Source organism: Umezawaea beigongshangensis (genome assembly GCF_016464305.1).
GTDB lineage: Bacteria > Actinomycetota > Actinomycetes > Mycobacteriales > Pseudonocardiaceae > Umezawaea_A > Umezawaea_A beigongshangensis.
Genome location: NZ_JAEIOJ010000005.1, coordinates 183,160 through 201,446, shown reverse-complemented (window position 1 = coordinate 201,446; position 18,287 = coordinate 183,160). Strand labels below are relative to the sequence as shown.

The window sequence follows — 18,287 nt, the reverse complement described above, 5'->3', positions numbered from 1 at the left end:
GCAACACCCGACCGCACGCCGTCTCCGGGCAGGCCGCGTCTCCTCGCAGCCCGAGGCACAGACCACCGAGGGGAAAGAGACCACAAGGGATGTCCGTGACCACTCCACATCCGCCCCGGCCCAACCCGGGCTCGGCACGGGGCCCCGCGGCGGCAGGACCTCCTCCTCCCCCTCCTCCTCCCCCCGCCCCGCCCGCGAGCGCGGTGCGCGCGCGGCGCAGGAGGGCCGGCGCGAGCCTCGGTTCGCTGCCGGTGACCAACCTGGTCGTGCTGGAGGTCGGCGTCGCGCTGAGCCTCGTGCTGCTGACGATCGACTCCGGCCTGCTGTACGTGGCGGGTGGAATCCTGTTCGTCGCGCTGGTCGTCGCGTTCGCGCGCTCGCGCGGCCGGTGGCTCACCGAGCTGATCCGGCTCGTCGTGCGGTACGCGTTCCGCTCGCACTCCCGCGTCGCCGAGCGCGAGGGCCCGACGGAGATGAAGCCGCCGTCCGAGGACGAGACCACGGTCATCGGCGCCGACGACCCCAGGGTCGCGCTGCTGCGCCTCGTCGTGCCCGACCTCGTCGTGGCGCAGGGCGTCGACCACGAGCGCCGTCCGCTGGGACTCGCCTGGCACGACGGCGCGTGGACCGCCGTCCTGCTGGTCGACCCGGCGCCGGGCCTGATCACCGCCGTCGGCAGTGCGCCGAGCCTGCCGCTGGGCGCGCTCGCGCCGTGCCTGGAGGACCGGGGCGTGGTGCTCGACGCCATCTCGGTCATCTGGCACTGCTACCCCGGCAGCGCGGCGCTGCCCGCGACGTCGCCCGCCCTGAACTCGTACATGGAGGTGCTCGGCCCGCTGCCCGCGGCGGCCCGGCGCACCACCTGGATCGCCGTGCGGCTCGACCCGCGGCGCTGCGCGGAGGCGATCCGCGAGCGCGGCGGCGGCGTCGTGGGCGCCCACCGCGCCCTCATCGGCGCGCTGTCCCGCGTGCGCAACGCCCTGGAGTCAGCGGGCGTGTCGATCCGCCCGCTGGACTCGGACGAACTGCTGCGCGCCGGCATCTCGGCGGCCGAGCTGACCGCCGTCGCGGGCTCCACCAAGCCCGTGACGCTGCGGGAGAAGTGGTCCGGGGTGACCGCGGGCAGCGTCGGGCACGCGAGCTACGCCATCACCGGCTGGCCGTCGAAGGGGATGCGCAACAACCTCAACGCCCTCACGGGTGTGCGGGCGCTGTCCTCGACGCTGTCGATGACGATCTCCCCCAGCGGCGAGGACGGCCAGGTGGGCCTGCGCGGCGTGGCCAGGGTCAGCGCCCGCACCCCCAGCGAGCTGGAGAAGGCCGACGAGCGGCTCAAGACCCTCAGCGACAAGCTCGGCATCACCCTCACCCCGCTGCGGGGCCTGCAGGTCTCCGGTCTCGCCGCGACGCTGCCGCTCGGAGGTGTGGCGTGAGCCGCAGCCGACTCCTGAACACCCGCGGCAGCGACAAGGGGATCGCACCGGAGTTCCTGGTGTCCCCCACGATGCTCGACGTCGTCAGCCCGGCCGGCGACCGCGGCGGCATGGTGCTCGGCTCCGGTCTGAAGGGCGAACCGCTGACCGTGTCGGTGCTGCGCCCCGCCCCGACCAGGATGGTCGTCGTCGGCGGCCTGTACCTGGCCAGGCAGGTCGCGCTGCGCGCCATGGCGACCGGCGCGTGGATCATCATCGCCACGGGCCGCCCGGCGGCGTGGCAACCGGTCGTGCGCGCCGCGGGCAACACGCCGGACGGCAGGCCGTCACCGCTGGTGCAGCTGCGCCGGTTGAGCCCGGTGGACCTGCCGCGCCCCTCCGAGGACGCCCCGCTGCTCGTCGTGCACGACGGCGGGCACGTGCCGCAGGAGCTGTTCCCGCCGCGCTCGCCGTGGCAGACCACGATGTACGTGCTGCCCTACCTGCACCCGCAGGCCACCGGCACGGCCAACTCGGCCGACCTCGTCCTGCTGCAACGACTTCCGGTCGGTCAGGCGCAGCTCGCGAGCCAGGTGTGGCGGCTGCCGCCGCAGATGGCCCAGCAGCTCACCACGCTCAAGGACGACCAGGTGATCGCCCTCGGGCAGAACCTGTGGCGTCCGCTGCGGCTCGTCACGACGCCGGGCGAGCAGCAGATCCTGGGCGCGGTGCGCCGGGGCGACTGATCCACCGGCACGATCCGCGCGAGGCCCGCGACCGCTCCGGTCGCGGGCCTCGCGTCGTTCTTGCGATCGTCACGAACTCGAAAGGTCCTCGTCGCACAACAATGCTTCGCGTCCGGTGCACAATTTCTTTCCCGCGTCCAGCGTTCGCGCGACGCAACTCGTTGACACCGTTGGCAAAGCTGTGGAGCGTCCATCTGCGGGATATTCTCTGAAAATTCTTGCGCAACCCCCGTCGTGGAGTTACACCAGCATGAGTGCGCGGTCGGTGGTCGGCCGAGCACACCCCGCGACGAGAGGGACACCGCTGTGGGACAATTCCGCACGTCCTGGTCGAGAAGGATCACACGCACCGGAATCGCGACGGGAGCCGCCGCCGCGGTCGTCGCGGCACTGGCCACCGGGACCGCCGCCGCGGCGCCGGAGGGCCAGATCCTCGGACTCGACGCCGCCGAGCCCGTCCAGGACAGCTACATCGTCGTCCTGAAGCCGCAGTCGGACGTGAGCGCGTCCGCCGCCGACCTCGCGAACGAGTACGGCGCGGCGGTGAAGCACACCTACCGCAACGCCCTGCGGGGCTTCTCGGCCACGATGAGCGAGAAGCAGGCCCGCAGGCTCGCCGCCGACCCGGCGGTGCAGCACGTGGAGCAGGACGCCCGCGTGCACACCACCGACACCCAGGTGAACCCGCCGTCGTGGGGCCTCGACCGGATCGACCAGAAGATCCTCCCGCTCACCAGCTCCTACACCTACGCCACCGACGCCTCGAACGTCACGGCGTACGTCATCGACACCGGAATCCTCACCACGCACCAGGACTTCGGCGGACGGGCCGTGCACGGCTACGACGCGGTCGACGGTGACAACGATGCCACCGACTGCGCCGGTCACGGCACGCACGTCGCCGGCACCGTCGGCGGCTCCTCGCACGGCGTCGCGAAGGGCGTGCGGCTCGTCGCGGTGCGCGTCCTCGACTGCGCCGGCTCCGGCACCTTCGCCGGTGTCATCGCGGGCATCGACTGGGTGACCGCCAACGCTGTGACGCCCGCCGTGGCCAACATGAGCCTCGGCGGCGGCGCGAGCGCGACGGTCGACGCCGCCGTGCAGCGCTCCATCGCCGCAGGCATCACCTACGGCATCGCGGGCGGAAACAACTACAGCGCCAACGCCTGCAACCACTCCCCCGCCCGCACGCCGGAGGCCATCACCGTCGGCGCCACCGAGTCGAACGACGCCAAGGCGGCGTACTCCAACATCGGCTCGTGCCTGGACCTCTTCGCGCCGGGCAGCGCCATCACCTCCGCCTGGCACACCGGTGCCACCGCCACCAACACCATCAGCGGCACGTCGATGGCGACGCCGCACGTCGTGGGGGCCGCCGCGCTGTACCTGGCGGACAACCCGACCGCCACGCCGCAGCAGGTCCGCGACGCGCTGGTCGAGGCCGCCACGTCCGGCGTGGTGACCGGCCGGGGCAGCGGCTCGCCCGACGAGCTGCTCTACGTCGGCGACGGCAGCGACCCCGGCCCCGAGCTGCCGACGTTCTGCGCCACCGTCACCAACGCCACCGCCACCCCGATCCCCGACAAGGGCACCATCACCAGCGACGTCGTGGTGAGCGGCTGCGGGGGCCCGGCCTCCACCGGCGCGACGATCGAGGTGCACGCCACGCACACCTACCGCGGTGACCTGGTGATCGACCTGATCACGCCGCGGGGCGTCGTCCGCTCCCTCAAGGCGTCGAGCAGCGACAGCGGCGACGACGTGGACGAGACGTTCACGGTGAACCTCGCCTCCGAGCCGGCCGACGGCACCTGGCAGCTCCGCGTCCACGACGCCTACGCCGCGGACACCGGCACGCTGACCAGCTGGACCCTGCGGGTCTGACCTCGTGCGGCCGAGCCGGGGAGCGGGTGCCGCTCCCCGGCTCAGCCCGCGAGGGTGCGGACGTTGCGGGTCACCGAGGACCGCGCGGCCAGCTCGGCCTCGGCCGGGTAGTCCACCCGCACGAGGGACAGGCCGTGCGGCGGAGCCACGGTCACCCCGCTCGACCGGCGCGTCTCGCTCAGCAGCGACGCGGGCCACGACGGCGGCTTGCGGCCCTCCCCCACGGCCAGCAGCGCCCCCACGAGGCTGCGCACCATCGAGTGACAGAACGCGTCGGCCGACACCCTGGCCACCAGCACGCCCTCGCCGTCGCGCTCCCAGTCCAGCCGCTGGAGCTCCCGGATCGTCGTGGCGCCCTCCCTGCGGCGGCAGAACGCGCAGAAGTCGTGCTCCCCCATCAGGAGGGCCGACGCGACGTTCAGGGCGTCCAGGTCGAGCCTGCGGGGCCAGGAGAGGGTGTCCAGGCGACGCAGCGGGTGCGCGCCGAACACCGCGTCGCTCACCCGGTACTCGTAGTGGCGGCGCAGCGCGGAGAAGCGGGCGTCGAACTCCGGTGGCACGACCCGCGCCGCGAACACCCGCACGTCGCCGGGCAGCGCGCGGGCCAGCCGGTGCGGCAGCTCGGCGACGTCCACGTCCACCGACAGGTCGGCGTGCGCCACCTGGCCCGCGGCGTGCACCCCGGCGTCGGTGCGCCCGGCCACGGTCAGCCGCACGTCCTCCCGCAGCACGAGCGACATCGTGTCCTCCAGCACGCCGCACACCGTGCGGCGCTCGGGCTGACGGGCCCACCCGGAGAAGCCGGTCCCGTCGTACCCCAGGTCCAGCCGCACCCTGGCGGTGCGACCCGGCGCGCGAACGAGCCCGCCACCCCCAGCGGGGATGACGGGCTCGTCGGTGAAGTCGTGGTCCGTCAGGACTCGTCCTTCTTGTCCTCGACCTTCGCGGCCTCGTCGGCACCCTCTGCGGGGTCCTGCGAGGCGTTCTTGGTGGCCGACTCGGGCGCCTCGGCGTCCTGGTCGACGACCGCGGCGTCGGTGTCCTCGGCCTTGGTGTCCTCGGCCTTGGTGTCCTCGGCGACAGCCGGGGTCTCGGCCTTCTTCTCGTCCTTGGCGAACTTCGTCTTGCGAGCCGCCTCGGCCTCGGCCGTCACGGTCTTCTGCTGCACCAGTTCGATGACGGCCATGGGGGCGTTGTCGCCCTTGCGCGCCAGCGTCTTCGTGATGCGGGTGTAACCGCCGGGGCGGTCGACGAAGAACGGGCCGATCTCGGCGAACAGCTTGTGCACGACGTCCTTGTCCCGGATCACCTTCATGATCTCGCGACGGTTGTGCAGGTCACCGATCTTCGCCTTGCTGATCAGACGCTCGGCGTACGGCCGCAGCCGCTTCGCCTTGGCCTCGGTGGTCGTGATCCGGCCGTGGGTGAACAGCGCGGTGGCCAGGTTGGCCAGCATGAGCCGCTCGTGGGCCGGCGAGCCGCCGAGACGGGGTCCCTTGGTGGGGGTGGGCATCGCTTGCTCCTCGGATTACTTTCTGATCCTCTGCTCCGGCCCGGCCGGACGCCCACCGCAGCGGGCGTTCGACCATCAGAGCTGCTCGGTCTCCGCGTAGTCCTGGCCGTCGTCGTGACCCTCCACACCACCGTCGGCCCATCCCTCGGCCTGGTAGTCGGAAGCGGCAGCCGAGGGGTCGAACCCGGGGGGGCTGTCCTTCAGCGCGAGGCCGAGACCGACGAGCTTCATCTTGACCTCGTCGATCGACTTCGCACCGAAGTTCCGGATGTCCAGCAGGTCCGCCTCGCTGCGCGAGACGAGCTCACCGACCGTGTGAATGCCTTCACGCTTGAGGCAGTTGTAGGACCGCACGGTCAGGTCGAGGTCCTCGATCGGCATCGCGAACGCGGCGATGGTGTCCGCCTCGGCCGGCGACGGGCCGATCTCGATGCCCTCGGCGTCGACGTTCAGCTCGCGGGCCAGACCGAACAGCTCGACCAGGGTCTTGCCGGCGGAGGCGACCGCGTCCCTCGGGGTGATGGAGGGCTTGGTCTCCACGTCGAGGATCAGCTTGTCGAAGTCGGTGCGCTGCTCGACACGGGTGGCCTCGACCTTGTAGGTCACCTTCATGACGGGCGAGTAGATCGAGTCAACCGGGATGCGGCCGATCTCGGCACCGGCCTGCTTGTTCTGGACGGCGGGGACGTAGCCGCGACCGCGCTCGACGACGAGCTCGATCTCCAGCTTGCCCTTGCCGTTCAGGGTGGCGATGTGCAGGTCGGGGTTGTGCACGGTGACACCGGCCGGGGGCACGATGTCGCCTGCGGTCACCGCACCGGGCCCCTGCTTGCGCAGGTACATGGTCACCGGCTCGTCCTCCTCGGAGCTGACGACCAGCTCCTTGAGGTTCAGGATGATGTCGGTGACGTCCTCCTTGACCCCCGGCACGGTGGTGAACTCGTGCAGCACGCCGTCGATGCGGATGCTGGTCACGGCTGCGCCGGGGATGGAGGACAGCAGGGTGCGGCGGATGGAGTTGCCGAGGGTGTAGCCGAAGCCCGGTTCGAGCGGCTCGATCACGAAGCGCGACCGGGTCTCGTTGACGGACTCCTCGCCGAGCGAGGGACGCTGGGAAATCAGCACTGGGTTCTTCCTTCTCTGCTACCGACGCCCGCTATTTGACGTCGTCAGATCACCGGCCGCGGAGACCGGAACAACGGCGGCGCACCATTCGCGCCGCCGCCGTGGACCCGACTCCGGGACGGCCACCGACTGGAGGCCGTCCCGGAGGAGGATCACTTCGAGTAGAGCTCGACGATGAGCTGCTCGGTGACGGGCGTGTCGATCTGCGCCCGCTCCGGGAGCTGGTGCACGAGCACCCGCAGGTTCGAGGGAACGACCTGCAGCCACGCCGGGATCGGCCGGTCGCCGAACGAGGCCTTGGCGGCCTCGAAGGGCAGCGTCGGCAGCGACTTCGGCTTCACGTCGATGATGTCGAACTTCGACACCTGGTAGCTCGGGATGTTCACCTTCTGGCCGTTGACCAGGAAGTGCCCGTGGCTGACCAGCTGGCGAGCCTGACGGCGAGTGCGGGCCAGGCCAGCGCGGTAGACCACGTTGTCCAGGCGCGACTCGAGGATCTTCAGCAGGTTCTCGCCGGTCTTGCCGGGGCGACGAACCGCTTCCTTGTAGTAGCGGACGAACTGCTTCTCGAGGACGCCGTAGGTGTACCGGGCCTTCTGCTTCTCCTGAAGCTGAAGCAGGTACTCCGACTCCTTGATCCGACCGCGGCCGTGCTGGCCGGGCGGGTAGGGACGGCGCTCGAAAGCCTGGTCCCCGCCGACGAGGTCGACCTTGAGGCGACGCGAGATGCGCGTTGCCGGTCCGGTGTAGCGAGCCATGAGTTCTTACTCCTCCCCGTGCCTCAGACCCGGCGCCGCTTGGGCGGGCGGCAGCCGTTGTGGGGCTGCGGGGTCACGTCCTGGATGGTGCCGACCTCGAGGCCGGCTGCCTGCAGCGAGCGGATCGCGGTCTCGCGGCCGGAACCCGGCCCCTTGACGAACACGTCCACCTTGCGCATGCCGTGCTCGGCGGCCTTGCGCGCGGCGTTCTCGGCGGCCATCTGCGCGGCGAACGGCGTGGACTTGCGAGAGCCCTTGAAGCCGACGTGGCCGGCGGACGCCCAGCTGATCACGTTGCCCAGCGGGTCCGTGATGGACACGATGGTGTTGTTGAACGTGCTCTTGATGTGCGCCTGGCCGTGCGAGACGTTCTTCTTTTCCTTGCGCCGGACCTTCTTGACCCCGGCGCCCGTGCGGGACTTGGGTGGCATGTCTGTGGTGATCTCCTGCTTCAGCGACGCGGGGACTTACTTCTTTCCGGCCTTCTTCTTGCCGGCGACGGTCTTCTTCGGACCCTTGCGGGTACGAGCGTTCGTCTTGGTGCGCTGCCCGCGGACGGGCAGGTTCCGACGGTGACGCAGACCGCCGTAAGAACCGATCTCCATCTTCCGGCGGATGTCGGCCTGAACCTCGCGGCGCAGGTCGCCCTCGACCTTGAAGTGGTTCTCGATGTAGTCCCGCAGCTTCGCGAGGTCGTCGTCACCCAGGTCCTTGACCCGGAGGTCAGGGGAGATCTCGGTGGCGCTCAGCAGCTCCTTCGAGCGCGTGCGACCGATTCCGAAGATGTAGGTCAGCGCGATCTCCATCCGCTTTTCGCGGGGGAGGTCTACGCCAGCGAGTCGTGCCATACGGCGCTTGCTCCTAACGGTTGTCGCTCCAGGTCTTCTCCTCGCCCAGTTCCGGGACTGACTCGCTACTGCCGTTCCGGCCGCTTTCGCGGACGGTGTCCCGGCCCCGGCCTGGAGTCCGGGTGTGCACCGGGCGCACGTGGCGCCCGGTAGGTGCGAAGAGGCTTATTGGGTGGTCGTCGTCAGAAGCAACGGCGACGAAGTGCTGCTGCGATCAGCCCTGGCGCTGCTTGTGGCGCAGGTTCTCGCAGATGACCATGACCCGGCCGTGACGGCGGATCACCTTGCACTTGTCGCAGATCTTCTTGACGCTCGGCTGGACCTTCACGCGTCAGCTCTCCTGCTCAGCCCGTGCCGAGGGCGGCTGCCCCCGACACCGTGGAGGTCACTTGTAGCGGTAGACGATGCGGCCGCGGGACAGGTCGTAGGGCGACAGCTCCACGACAACCCGGTCCTCAGGAAGGATGCGGATGTAGTGCTGCCGCATCTTGCCGCTGATGTGCGCCAGAACCTTGTGACCGTTCTCCAGCTCAACGCGGAACATCGCGTTGGGAAGAGGCTCGACCACGCGGCCCTCGACCTCGATTGCCCCGTCTTTCTTGCCCATGTCCTCCGCGTTTCGTGACGGTGGTGTTACTTCCGGACTCGGGCGCGACCCACCCCGACTCCGACGGCCCTGCGGGCCTGATCACCCGGCTGGAGTCCGGTGGAGACCCACCTGACCACAACGGGCATGACGGAACCGGCGCGACGAGTGCGCCACCCGACCAGTGTACGCAGAGTGCGTCCACATCCCAAATCGAGGCACCGTACCCCACGAGCGCCGCTCTGCCCAGCCCCCCTCGCGCCAGCGGCCCGCGACGCCGTGGTGCGCGTCGCGGGCCGCTGGGGGTGCGGAGCGGCTCAGTCCTCCGGGGCCGTCAGGACCCAGGGACCGTCCTCGGTGATGGCGACGCTGTGCTCCCAGTGGGCCGCGCGCGAGCCGTCGGCCGTCACGACGGTCCAGTGGTCGTCCAGCTCCCTGGTGTCGTCACCGCCCAGGGTCAGCATGGGCTCGACGGCGATGGCCATGCCCACCTTGAGCCGGGGCCCCCTGCCGGGCTTGCCGTGGTTCGGCAGGAACGGGTCCATGTGCATCTTGGTGCCGATGCCGTGGCCGCCGTAGTCCGCGACGATGCCGTACTCGATGCCGTCGGCCTCACCGGCCGCGATGGTCGCGGACTCGATGGCGAACGAGACGTCGGTCAGCTTCGCGCCCGGCTGCAGCGCCTCGATGCCGGCGATCATCGACACGCGGGTGGCCTCGGACAGCTTCCGGTCGGCGGGCGAGAGCTCGCCGACGCCGATCGTCACGGCCGAGTCGCCGTGCCAGCCGTCCAGGATCGCCCCGCAGTCGACCGACAGCAGGTCGCCCTCGGCCAGCACCTGCGTCGCGCTCGGGATGCCGTGCACGACCTGCTCGTTGACCGAGGCGCAGATGCTCGCCGGGAAGCCGTGGTAGCCCTTGAACGACGGGATCGCCCCGGCGTCGCGGATCGTCTGCTCGGCCAGCTCGTCCAGCTCGGCCGTGCTGACGCCCACCTTGACCTGCGCGGTGACCGCGGCGAGGGTGCGCGCCACGACGAGACCGGCGGCGCGCATGGCCTCCAGCTCGCCGCGGCTCTTGATCTCGATCATGCGCTCACGCCCGCTGGGCACGATGCGCCGCAGAACGTCGAGGAGTCCACCGCTCACTTCTCGCCGCGCAGGGCGCGCAGAGCGCGCGCGCTGACCTCGTCGACGTCGCCGACGGCGTCGATGCTCACCACGACGTCGCTGTAGTAGTCCAGCAGCGGAGAGGTCTCCGTGCGGTACAGCTGCTGCCGGTGGCGGATGACGTCTTCCTTGTCGTCCGTCCGGCCGCGGGCGAGCAGGCGCTCCACGACGACGTTCTCGTCGATCTGGAACTCCAGCACGGCGTCGAGCTTCTGACCCGCGTTGGCGAGGATCTCGCCGAGCACGTTCGCCTGAGCGACGTTGCGCGGGAAGCCGTCGAGGAGGAAGCCGTTCGCGGTGTCCGGCTGGGACAGGCGCTCGCGGACCATCTCGTTGGTGACGGCGTCCGGCACGAGCTCGCCGGAGTCCAGGTACTCCTGGACCTCCCGGCCGAGCTCGGTCTGCTGGCTGATGTGGGCTCGGAAGAGGTCCCCGGTGGAGATGTGCGGGACGCCGAGGGAGTCGCGGAGACGATCGGCCTGGGTGCCCTTGCCCGCTCCTGGCGGGCCGACGAGAACGAGTCGCACTAGCGGAGGAACCCTTCGTAATTGCGCTGCATCAGCTGGCTCTCGATCTGCTTCACGGTGTCGAGGCCGACACCGACCATGATCAGGACGGCCGTGCCGCCGAACGGGAAGTTCTGGTTCTGGCCGGTACCGGTCAGGTCCAGGAACAGGTTCGGAAGGATGGCGACGATGCCCAGGTAGAGCGAGCCGGGCAGTGTGATCCGCCCCAGGACGAAGCGGAGGTACTCGGCGGTGGGACGACCGGGACGGATGCCCGGGATGAACCCGCCGAACTTCTTCATCTCGTCGGCACGCTCGTCCGGGTTGAACGTGATGCCGACGTAGAAGTAGGTGAAGAAGACGATCAGCAGGAAGTACAGCGAGATGTGCACCGGGCTCGACTGCGACACCAGGTGCGTCTGCACGAACGTCTGCCACCAGCCGGGCTCGCTCGTCGTGGAGGTCGTGAGCCGGGAGATCAGGTCGGGCAGGTACAGCAGCGACGACGCGAAGATGACCGGGATGACGCCGGCCTGGTTCACCTTCAGCGGCAGGTAGGTCGAGGTGCCGCCGTACATGCGGCGACCGATCATGCGCTTCGCGTACTGCACCGGGATGCGGCGCTGGGCCTGCTCGACGTAGATGACGCTGGCGATGATCAGCAGGGCGGCGACGCACACCAGGAAGAAGGTCAGGCCACCGCGCTGGAGGATGTTCTGGCCCTCGGTGGGGATGCGGGCGGCGATGCCGGTGAAGATCAGCAGCGACATGCCGTTGCCGATGCCCTTCTCCGTGATGATCTCGCCCAGCCACATGATGACGCTGGTGCCGGCGGTCATCGTCACGACCATGACGATCAGCGTGAAGATGCTGGAGTCCGGGATGACGTCGACGGAGCAGTTCTGGAACAGCTGACCGCGGACCGCCAGGGCGACGATGCCGGTCGACTGGAGCACCGCGAGAGCGATCGTGAGGTACCGGGTGTACTGGGTCAGCTTGCCCTGACCCGACTGGCCCTCCTTCTTCAACTGCTCGAACCGCGGGATGACCACGGTCAGCAGCTGGATGATGATGCTCGCGGTGATGTAGGGCATGATGCCCAGCGCGAAGATCGACAAGTTCAGCAGCGCACCGCCGCTGAACAGGTTGATCAGGGAGTAGATGCCCTGCTGGTCGATCTCCTCGACGCACTCTTTGACGTTCTTGAAGGACACGCCCGGCGCGGGCACGGTCGCGCCCAACCGGTACACAACGATGATCCCGAGCGTGAACAGGATCTTCTTGCGTAGGTCCGGCGTCGCGAGAGCCGAGCGGAATGCGCCGAGCACGCGAACCTCCTGAGCGTTGCCGGTCCGGAGACCGGCGTTGAGCGGTGCTGACCGGGCGCCAGCACGTGGTCTGCCCGTCGGCCGTGTCGCCGACGGTGGAGTCCGGTGGCGCCGCGTAGCCGCCACCGCCCCGGAGGACATCCGGGTTCAGCCCGCGACTTTAACAGTCGGATGCGTGATCCCCGTAAGCAGTCGTCGTTCACAGGTGAACGATCCGTTGAGCACCGATCGCGAAATCCCCCGAACGGATGAGTGCGCCCGGCCGGTCGGTCACGCGGACCGGGGCAGCTCCAGCACGGCCGCCGCGACGACGCCCGTGCCGTCCGCCGAGGTGACGAGGGCCCTGCGGCCCGCCGAAGCGGGGTCGGCCCCCGCCAGTGCCAGCACGGCCGCCACCTGGAAGGCCGCGGAGACCGCACCGCCGTGACCGATCAGTTCCGTCAGGCCCACGACGTGTACGCCCTCGGCGAACACGTGGTTCGCCGGATCGAGTGGCACCGCGGCCCACAGCTCGTCCGCGGCCGTGCCCGTCCGGCGCAGCAGGCCGGCGACGCACTCCCGCAGCGCCGCGGCGGTGTCCCCCGGCGCGTCGCCCAGGACCACGCGCGAGGACACGCCCAGCACCTCGGCCAGCACGGGCCGTCCGGCGGGGACGTCGTCGGCCCGCTCCACCAGCAGCGCGACCGCCCCCTCGCCGAGGTCGTCGCGGCCGGTGAGCCACCGGCGGGTCGGCGAGCACTCCTCCGCCGCCCCGGCGACCACGGCGTCGGCGCGGCCGGCCGTCAGCATCCGCCGCGCCTGGTCGAGCACCAGCAGCCCGGACACCGCTCCCGCGGCCACCGTGCTGTTGGCGCCCCGCAGGTGGTGCCGGATCGCGGTCCTGCTGGCCGCGCTGTTCAGCACGGCGTGCGGCACCAGCCCCGGATCGACGAGGTGCCGCCTGCGCCGGGTCGTGGACTGCACGGCCATGTCGTACTGCGCCTGGAGACTGCCGCTGGTCGTGCCGAGAACCACGGCGAGGTCGGTGCCCCGCGCCGGAGCGGTCTCGGCCAGCAGGTCGCCCACGGCCACGATCGCGTAAGCCGTCGCCCGGTCCATCGAGTTGGTGTCGCGCCTGCCGAGCAGCTCGCGGACGTCGAAGTCCGGCACCGTGGCGGCACCACCGGCCTCGCGGGCCGGTCGCGCGGCGAGCAGGCCGTCCGCGAAGGCCGCGGCTCCCCTGCCCCACGGCGAGACGGCGCTCCAGCCCGTGACGACCGCCCTCACGCCTCGTACCTCCCCAGGACGAGCACGGCGTTGTTCCCGCCGAAGCCCAGCGAGTTGTTCTGCACGATCCGCAGGTCCGCCTCCCGCGCCACGTTCGGCACGCAGTCGACGTCGCACTCGGGATCGGTGTGCCGGTGGTTGATGGTCGGCGGGACGAAGCCGTGCTCCAGGGCCAGCACGCAGGCCGCCGCGGCCAGCGCGCTGGCGGCCCCCATCGTGTGCCCGAGCATCGACTTCACCGAGATCACGGGAGGCGTGGCGTCGCCGAACACCTCGCGGATCGCCGCCACCTCCACGACGTCGTTGGCCTTCGTCGCGGTGCCGTGCGCCGAGACGAGGTCGACGTCCTCCGGCCGGACCCCCGCGTCGGCCAGCGCGCGGCGCACGCAGTCGGCCACGCCCTGCTGGTCGGGAGCGACCTGGTGGAAGGCGTCGCAGTTCAGGCCGCAGCCGAGCACCTCGGCGTGGATGTCGGCGCCGCGGGCCAGCGCGGCCTCCAGCGGCTCCAGCACCAGCACGGCCGCCCCCTCGCCGACGAGCATCCCGGTGCGGTCGGCGTCGAAGGGACGGCACGCGTCGGCGGCGACCGTGCCGAAGCGGGTGAAGCTCGCGAACGTGCCCACGCACATGGGGTCCACGCCGCCGCAGAGCGCGAACTCCACGTCACCGGAGCGGATCGCGTCGAAGGCGTTCGCGATGGCGTAGTTCCCCGCGGAGCAGGCCGTGCCGACGGTCGCGGTCTCGACGTCGGCGAGCCCCAGCTCGCGCGCGACCTCCAGGCACACGAGGTCCGCGGGCAGCAGGTCCGCGCCGGCGGGCGGCGGGCCGCTCTGCTCGCCCCCCGCCGCGATCTCCGCGGCGCACAGGTCGGCGAAGACGTTCGCCCGGCCGTTCGTGCCCAGCGAGATCGCGCCGCGCCGCTCGCGCAGCGCCGCGAGGTCCGCTCGTGCGTGCCGCACGGCCATGACCGCCGCCGCCACCGAGAGCTGCGCGATGCGGTCCAGGGACTCGGCGCGCTCGTCGGACATCCAGCGCCGGGGCTCGAAGCCGGGCACGTCGCAGCCGATCGTGGTGGGGAACCCCGTCGGGTCGAAGACGGTGATCTCCCCGGCCCCGTCGCGCCCGGCCCGCAGCCCGGCCGCGAACTCGTCCGCGCCGGTGCCGATGCTCGACACGATCCCCAGACCGGTCACCACGACCCGCCGGGTCGCGGTGGGGGTCACGGCCGGGGTCACGGCCGCGCCGCGGACAGCGTCTCGTCGAGCACTTCCTTCACCCCGCGCACGTTCACCATGCGCTCCAGGTGGTCCGTGCCGATCTCGACGTCGAACTCCACCTCGAAGGACGCCAGCAGCTCGATCAGCTTCAGCGAGTCGGCGCCGAGGTCCTCGCGGAACAGCGCCTCCTCGGTCACCAGCTCGGGTTCGACGCCCAGCACCTCGCTGATCGTCGCCGTGATCTCGTCGGACCGTCGTTCGACCGCCTCGTGCACGTCGTGCTCCTCGCATCTCGTCGCGGACCGGGGGACTGCGCCTCCATTGAACTACTGCGCGGATCGGGCCCGGAACGCGGCAGGGCCCGGACACCTGAGAGGTGTCCGGGCCCTGTTCGTGCGACGAGCGTCAGAGCGTGGTGGCGGTGCCACCCGCGCCGGCGATCTTGTCGACGGCGCTGCCCGAGAACTTGTGCGCGACGACGTCCAGCTTGACGCCGTCGATGTCACCGTCGCCCAGCACCTTCACCAGCTGGCCCTTGCGGACGGCGCCGGCGGAGACCAGCTTGTCGACGTCGATGCTGCCACCCTCGGGGAAGAGGCGGGCGAGGTCACCGACGTTGACGACCTGGTACTCGGTGCGGAAGCGGTTCTTGAAGCCCTTGAGCTTCGGCAGCCGCATGTGCAGCGGCATCTGGCCACCCTCGAAGCGAACCGGCACGTTCTTGCGTGCGCCGGTGCCCTTGGTACCGCGGCCAGCGGTCTTGCCCTTGGAGCCCTCACCACGACCAACGCGGGTCTTGGCGGTCTTGGCTCCCGGGGCGGGACGCAGGTGGTGGATCTTGATGGTCACGAGTTGACCTCCTCGACAGCCACCAGGTGCCGGACGGTGTGGATCAGACCGCGGACCTGGGGGGTGTCATCGCGCACCACGGACTGACGGATCTTGCGGAGCCCGAGGGTCCGCAGCGACTCGCGGTGGTTGTGCTTGGTGCCGATGCTGCTCTTCACCTGGGTGACCTTGAGCTGTGCCATGAGGTCACACCCCCTGGTTCGCTCGGGCCCGCAGCATGCCGGCGGGGGCCACGTCCTCCAGCGGCAGACCGCGGCGGGCCGCGACCTCCTCCGGACGCTGCAGACCCTTCAGGGCAGCCACGGTGGCGTGCACGATGTTGATGGCGTTGTCGGAGCCCAGCGACTTGCTCAGCACGTCGTGGACACCGGCGCACTCCAGCACCGCGCGGACCGCGCCACCGGCGATGACACCGGTACCGGCCGAGGCCGGGCGCAGCAGGACCACACCGGCGGCCTTCTCGCCCTGGATCGGGTGAGGGATGGTGCCGGCGATGCGAGGAACGCGGAAGAAGTTCTTCTTCGCCTCCTCGACGCCCTTGGCGATGGCGGCCGGAACTTCCTTGGCCTTGCCGTAGCCGACGCCCACCATGCCGTCGCCGTCGCCGACGACCACGAGCGCGGTGAAGCTGAAGCGACGACCACCCTTGACGACCTTGGAGACGCGGTTGATCGCAACCACGCGCTCCAGGTGCGGGGTCTTCTCCTGGGCCGCGCCGCCGCGGCCGCCATCACGACGGTCGCGACGCTCTCCGCGCTCGCCCCCGCCGCCTTCGCGACGCGTGCGTCCTGGCATCAGGCGTCCCTCTCAATTCCAGTGATGTGCATGTGTCTCAGAACTCCAGCCCGGCCTCGCGGGCGGCGTCAGCCAGGGCGGCGATGCGACCGTGGTAGGCGTTGCCGCCCCGGTCGAACACGACCTTGCTGATGCCGGCCTCCTTGGCCCTGGCCGCGGCCAGCTCGCCCACCTTCGCGGCGCGAGCCTTCTTGTCGCCGTCCAGCGCGCGGACGTCCGCCTCCAGGGAGGTGGCCGACGCGAGGGTGTGACCCGCCAGGTCGTCGACGATCTGCACGGTGATGTGCCGCGCGGAACGGTGGACGACGAGACGCGGACGCTCGGCGGTGCCGTTGACCTTCTTGCGCAGGCGGAAGTGACGACGGGCCTTGGAGACACGACGCTTCGTGGACATGTCCTTGCCCACCGGCTTGCGCTTGGTAGCAGTCGACTCGCTCATGTCACTTACCCGTCTTTCCGACCTTGCGGCGGATCTTCTCGCCCGAGTACCGCACGCCCTTGCCCTTGTAGGGGTCGGGCTTGCGCAGCTTGCGGATGTTGGCGGCGACCTCACCGACCAGCTGCTTGTCGATGCCCTGGATCGAGAACCGCGTGGGGTTCTCCACGACGAAGGTGATGCCCTCGGGGGCGTCGACCTTCACCGGGTGGCTGTAGCCCAGCGCGAACTCCAGGGACGAGCCCTTGAGCGCGACGCGGTAACCGACGCCGTGGATCTCCATCTTCTTCTCGTAGCCCTGGGTCACACCGATGACCATGTTGTGGACCAGCGTACGAGACAGACCGTGCAGCGACCGCGAGCGACGCTCGTCGTTCGGGCGCTTGACCTCGAGAGTGCCGTCCTCGGACTTCTCGACGACGATGGGCTCAGCGACGCTCAGCGACAGGGCACCCTTGGGGCCCTTCACCTTCACGTCCTGGCCCTCGATGTTCACGTCGACCCCGGAGGGGACGGTGATCGGCAGCTTTCCGATGCGCGACATGCCTAGTCCCCCTTCCTCACCAGACGTAGGCGAGGACTTCTCCGCCCACGCCCTGCTTGTTGGCCTGACGGTCGGTCAGCAGACCGCCCGAGGTCGAGATGATCGCCACGCCCAGACCGCCGAGCACCTTCGGCAGGTTCGTGGACTTGGCGTACACGCGCAGGCCGGGCTTCGACACCCGACGCAGGCCCGCGATGCTGCGCTCCCGGTTCGGGCCGTACTTCAGCTCGACGACCAGGTTCTTGGCGACGTCGCCCTGCTCGTCGCGGTAGCTCGCGATGTAGCCCTCGCGCTTCAGGATCTCCGCGATGTTCGCCTTGAGCTTGGAGTGCGGCATCACGACCTGGTCGTGGTATGCCGAGTTCGCGTTCCGCAGACGCGTCAACATGTCTGCGATGGGATCGGTCATCGTCATGGTGACCTTGTCAACCTTTCTCGCTGCGGTTCCCCAGCCCAGGGTCCTGACTCCGGGGAGTCGGTCGTGGACGGGCCTACAGCGAAGTGGAAAATTCTCGAAAACCTGGCCTTGCGCGTGGAGCCGCAGAACCGGTTTACCAGCTGGACTTGCTCACACCCGGAAGCTCACCGCGGTGGGCCATCTCCCGGAGGCAGATCCGGCACAGGCCGAACTTGCGGAAGACCGAGTGCGGACGGCCGCAGCGCTGGCAGCGGGTGTAACCCCGAACCTTGAACTTCGGCTTCTTCGCGGCCTTGTTGATCAACGCCTTCTTGGCCATCGAATCAGTTCTCCTTGAACGGGAAGCCCAGGTGCTTCAGCAGCGCCCGGCCCTCCTCGTCGTTCGTGGCGGTGGTGACGACGGTGATGTCCATGCCGCGGGGGCGGTCGATCGCGTCGGGGTCGATCTCGTGGAACATCGACTGCTCGTTCAGGCCGAACGTGTAGTTGCCGTTGCCGTCGAACTGCTTGCCCGACAGGCCGCGGAAGTCGCGGATGCGAGGCAGTGCGATGGTCAGCAGCCGGTCCAGGAACTCCCACATGCGGTCGCCGCGCAGCGTGACGCGGGCGCCGATCGGCATGCCCTCGCGCAGCTTGAACTGTGCGATGGACTTGCGCGCGCGGCGGACCTCGGGGCGCTGGCCGGTGATGATCGACAGGTCGCGGACCGCGCCCTCGATCAGCTTGCCGTCGCGAGCGGCGTCGCCGACGCCCATGTTCACGACGACCTTGACCACGCCGGGGATCTGCATGACGTTCTCGTAGGAGAACTGCTTGTGCAGCTCGGCGGTGATCTCGTCGCGGTAGCGGGTCTTCAGCCGCGGAACGATCTTCTCAGTGGTGGTCAT

The 18,287-nt window shown here is 70.1% G+C and carries 25 protein-coding genes; 3 read left to right on the top strand and 22 right to left on the bottom strand.

The window, feature by feature from the left end:
* Positions 1 to 251: 251 nt before the first annotated feature.
* The 3 genes from eccE (at position 252) to IMZ35_RS15480 (ending at position 4,042) form a co-directional block, all read left to right on the top strand.
* A complete protein-coding gene (eccE, locus tag IMZ35_RS15490) occupies positions 252 to 1,433 on the top strand; it encodes a type VII secretion protein EccE (RefSeq protein ID WP_307868169.1) in 1,182 nt (393 codons plus the stop codon).
* 71 nt (positions 1,434 to 1,504) lie between these two features.
* On the top strand, positions 1,505 to 2,158 hold the full coding sequence (locus IMZ35_RS15485; RefSeq protein ID WP_229372188.1) for a hypothetical protein: 654 nt from the start codon (positions 1,505 to 1,507) through the stop codon (positions 2,156 to 2,158).
* A gap of 306 nt (positions 2,159 to 2,464) precedes the next feature.
* Positions 2,465 to 4,042, top strand: a complete 1,578-nt coding sequence (locus IMZ35_RS15480) for a S8 family peptidase (RefSeq protein ID WP_438816873.1) — start codon at positions 2,465 to 2,467, stop codon at positions 4,040 to 4,042.
* Positions 4,043 to 4,083: 41 nt separating this feature from the next.
* On the opposite strand, the gene truA is transcribed toward IMZ35_RS15480, so the two are convergent.
* The 22 genes from truA to rplE all read right to left on the bottom strand — a co-directional run bounded on the left by truA (position 4,084) and on the right by rplE (position 18,287).
* Positions 4,084 to 4,875, bottom strand: coding sequence for a tRNA pseudouridine(38-40) synthase TruA (gene truA, locus IMZ35_RS15475; RefSeq protein WP_307868167.1), 792 nt, complete (start codon positions 4,873 to 4,875; stop codon positions 4,084 to 4,086).
* Positions 4,876 to 4,955: 80 nt separating this feature from the next.
* Positions 4,956 to 5,555 (bottom strand): 50S ribosomal protein L17, encoded by a 600-nt coding sequence (rplQ, locus tag IMZ35_RS15470; RefSeq protein ID WP_199441771.1) that lies wholly within the window; start codon positions 5,553 to 5,555, stop codon positions 4,956 to 4,958.
* 75 nt (positions 5,556 to 5,630) lie between these two features.
* Entirely contained in the window at positions 5,631 to 6,680 is a 1,050-nt protein-coding gene (locus IMZ35_RS15465) for a DNA-directed RNA polymerase subunit alpha (protein ID WP_199441770.1), read from the bottom strand.
* A gap of 152 nt (positions 6,681 to 6,832) precedes the next feature.
* Complete coding sequence (rpsD, locus tag IMZ35_RS15460; protein ID WP_199441769.1) at positions 6,833 to 7,438, bottom strand: 30S ribosomal protein S4; 606 nt, start codon at positions 7,436 to 7,438, stop codon at positions 6,833 to 6,835.
* Between the two features lie 23 nt (positions 7,439 to 7,461).
* A complete protein-coding gene (gene rpsK, locus IMZ35_RS15455; protein ID WP_015105236.1) occupies positions 7,462 to 7,869 on the bottom strand; it encodes a 30S ribosomal protein S11 in 408 nt (135 codons plus the stop codon).
* A 36-nt stretch (positions 7,870 to 7,905) separates the two neighbouring features.
* A complete protein-coding gene (rpsM, locus tag IMZ35_RS15450; RefSeq protein ID WP_199441768.1) occupies positions 7,906 to 8,286 on the bottom strand; it encodes a 30S ribosomal protein S13 in 381 nt (126 codons plus the stop codon).
* A 214-nt stretch (positions 8,287 to 8,500) separates the two neighbouring features.
* Positions 8,501 to 8,614, bottom strand: a complete 114-nt coding sequence (gene rpmJ / locus IMZ35_RS15445; RefSeq protein ID WP_010148647.1) for a 50S ribosomal protein L36 — start codon at positions 8,612 to 8,614, stop codon at positions 8,501 to 8,503.
* 57 nt (positions 8,615 to 8,671) lie between these two features.
* Positions 8,672 to 8,893: a translation initiation factor IF-1 gene (gene infA / locus IMZ35_RS15440; RefSeq protein ID WP_005166804.1), complete on the bottom strand. Its 222-nt coding sequence runs from the start codon at positions 8,891 to 8,893 to the stop codon at positions 8,672 to 8,674.
* A 296-nt stretch (positions 8,894 to 9,189) separates the two neighbouring features.
* Positions 9,190 to 9,963, bottom strand: coding sequence for a type I methionyl aminopeptidase (gene map / locus IMZ35_RS15435; protein WP_199441767.1), 774 nt, complete (start codon positions 9,961 to 9,963; stop codon positions 9,190 to 9,192).
* A 53-nt stretch (positions 9,964 to 10,016) separates the two neighbouring features.
* Entirely contained in the window at positions 10,017 to 10,568 is a 552-nt protein-coding gene (locus tag IMZ35_RS15430; protein WP_199441766.1) for an adenylate kinase, read from the bottom strand.
* Positions 10,568 to 11,875: a preprotein translocase subunit SecY gene (gene secY / locus IMZ35_RS15425; protein WP_199441765.1), complete on the bottom strand. Its 1,308-nt coding sequence runs from the start codon at positions 11,873 to 11,875 to the stop codon at positions 10,568 to 10,570. Before secY ends, IMZ35_RS15430 begins: the two co-directional genes overlap by 1 nt.
* 270 nt (positions 11,876 to 12,145) lie before the next feature.
* Positions 12,146 to 13,141 carry a beta-ketoacyl synthase N-terminal-like domain-containing protein gene (locus tag IMZ35_RS15420; RefSeq protein ID WP_199441764.1) on the bottom strand — a complete coding sequence of 332 codons (996 nt, stop codon included), beginning with the start codon at positions 13,139 to 13,141 and terminating at the stop codon, positions 12,146 to 12,148.
* Positions 13,138 to 14,376 (bottom strand): beta-ketoacyl-[acyl-carrier-protein] synthase family protein, encoded by a 1,239-nt coding sequence (locus tag IMZ35_RS15415; protein WP_307868165.1) that lies wholly within the window; start codon positions 14,374 to 14,376, stop codon positions 13,138 to 13,140. The genes IMZ35_RS15420 and IMZ35_RS15415 overlap by 4 nt, the downstream gene beginning before the upstream one ends.
* A complete protein-coding gene (locus IMZ35_RS15410; RefSeq protein WP_199441763.1) occupies positions 14,373 to 14,633 on the bottom strand; it encodes an acyl carrier protein in 261 nt (86 codons plus the stop codon). The genes IMZ35_RS15415 and IMZ35_RS15410 overlap by 4 nt, the downstream gene beginning before the upstream one ends.
* A gap of 130 nt (positions 14,634 to 14,763) precedes the next feature.
* Positions 14,764 to 15,207, bottom strand: coding sequence for a 50S ribosomal protein L15 (gene rplO / locus IMZ35_RS15405; protein ID WP_199441762.1), 444 nt, complete (start codon positions 15,205 to 15,207; stop codon positions 14,764 to 14,766).
* Positions 15,204 to 15,389, bottom strand: coding sequence for a 50S ribosomal protein L30 (rpmD, locus tag IMZ35_RS15400; RefSeq protein ID WP_199441761.1), 186 nt, complete (start codon positions 15,387 to 15,389; stop codon positions 15,204 to 15,206). The genes rplO and rpmD overlap by 4 nt, the downstream gene beginning before the upstream one ends.
* A 4-nt stretch (positions 15,390 to 15,393) precedes the next feature.
* Entirely contained in the window at positions 15,394 to 16,002 is a 609-nt protein-coding gene (rpsE, locus tag IMZ35_RS15395; RefSeq protein ID WP_199441760.1) for a 30S ribosomal protein S5, read from the bottom strand.
* 37 nt (positions 16,003 to 16,039) lie between these two features.
* Complete coding sequence (gene rplR / locus IMZ35_RS15390) at positions 16,040 to 16,441, bottom strand: 50S ribosomal protein L18 (RefSeq protein ID WP_307868164.1); 402 nt, start codon at positions 16,439 to 16,441, stop codon at positions 16,040 to 16,042.
* 1 nt (position 16,442) lies between these two features.
* Positions 16,443 to 16,982, bottom strand: a complete 540-nt coding sequence (gene rplF, locus IMZ35_RS15385; protein ID WP_199441759.1) for a 50S ribosomal protein L6 — start codon at positions 16,980 to 16,982, stop codon at positions 16,443 to 16,445.
* 16 nt (positions 16,983 to 16,998) lie between these two features.
* Positions 16,999 to 17,397, bottom strand: coding sequence for a 30S ribosomal protein S8 (gene rpsH / locus IMZ35_RS15380; protein WP_199441758.1), 399 nt, complete (start codon positions 17,395 to 17,397; stop codon positions 16,999 to 17,001).
* A 136-nt stretch (positions 17,398 to 17,533) separates the two neighbouring features.
* Positions 17,534 to 17,719: a type Z 30S ribosomal protein S14 gene (locus IMZ35_RS15375; protein ID WP_121224918.1), complete on the bottom strand. Its 186-nt coding sequence runs from the start codon at positions 17,717 to 17,719 to the stop codon at positions 17,534 to 17,536.
* 4 nt (positions 17,720 to 17,723) lie between these two features.
* Entirely contained in the window at positions 17,724 to 18,287 is a 564-nt protein-coding gene (gene rplE / locus IMZ35_RS15370) for a 50S ribosomal protein L5 (RefSeq protein ID WP_199441757.1), read from the bottom strand.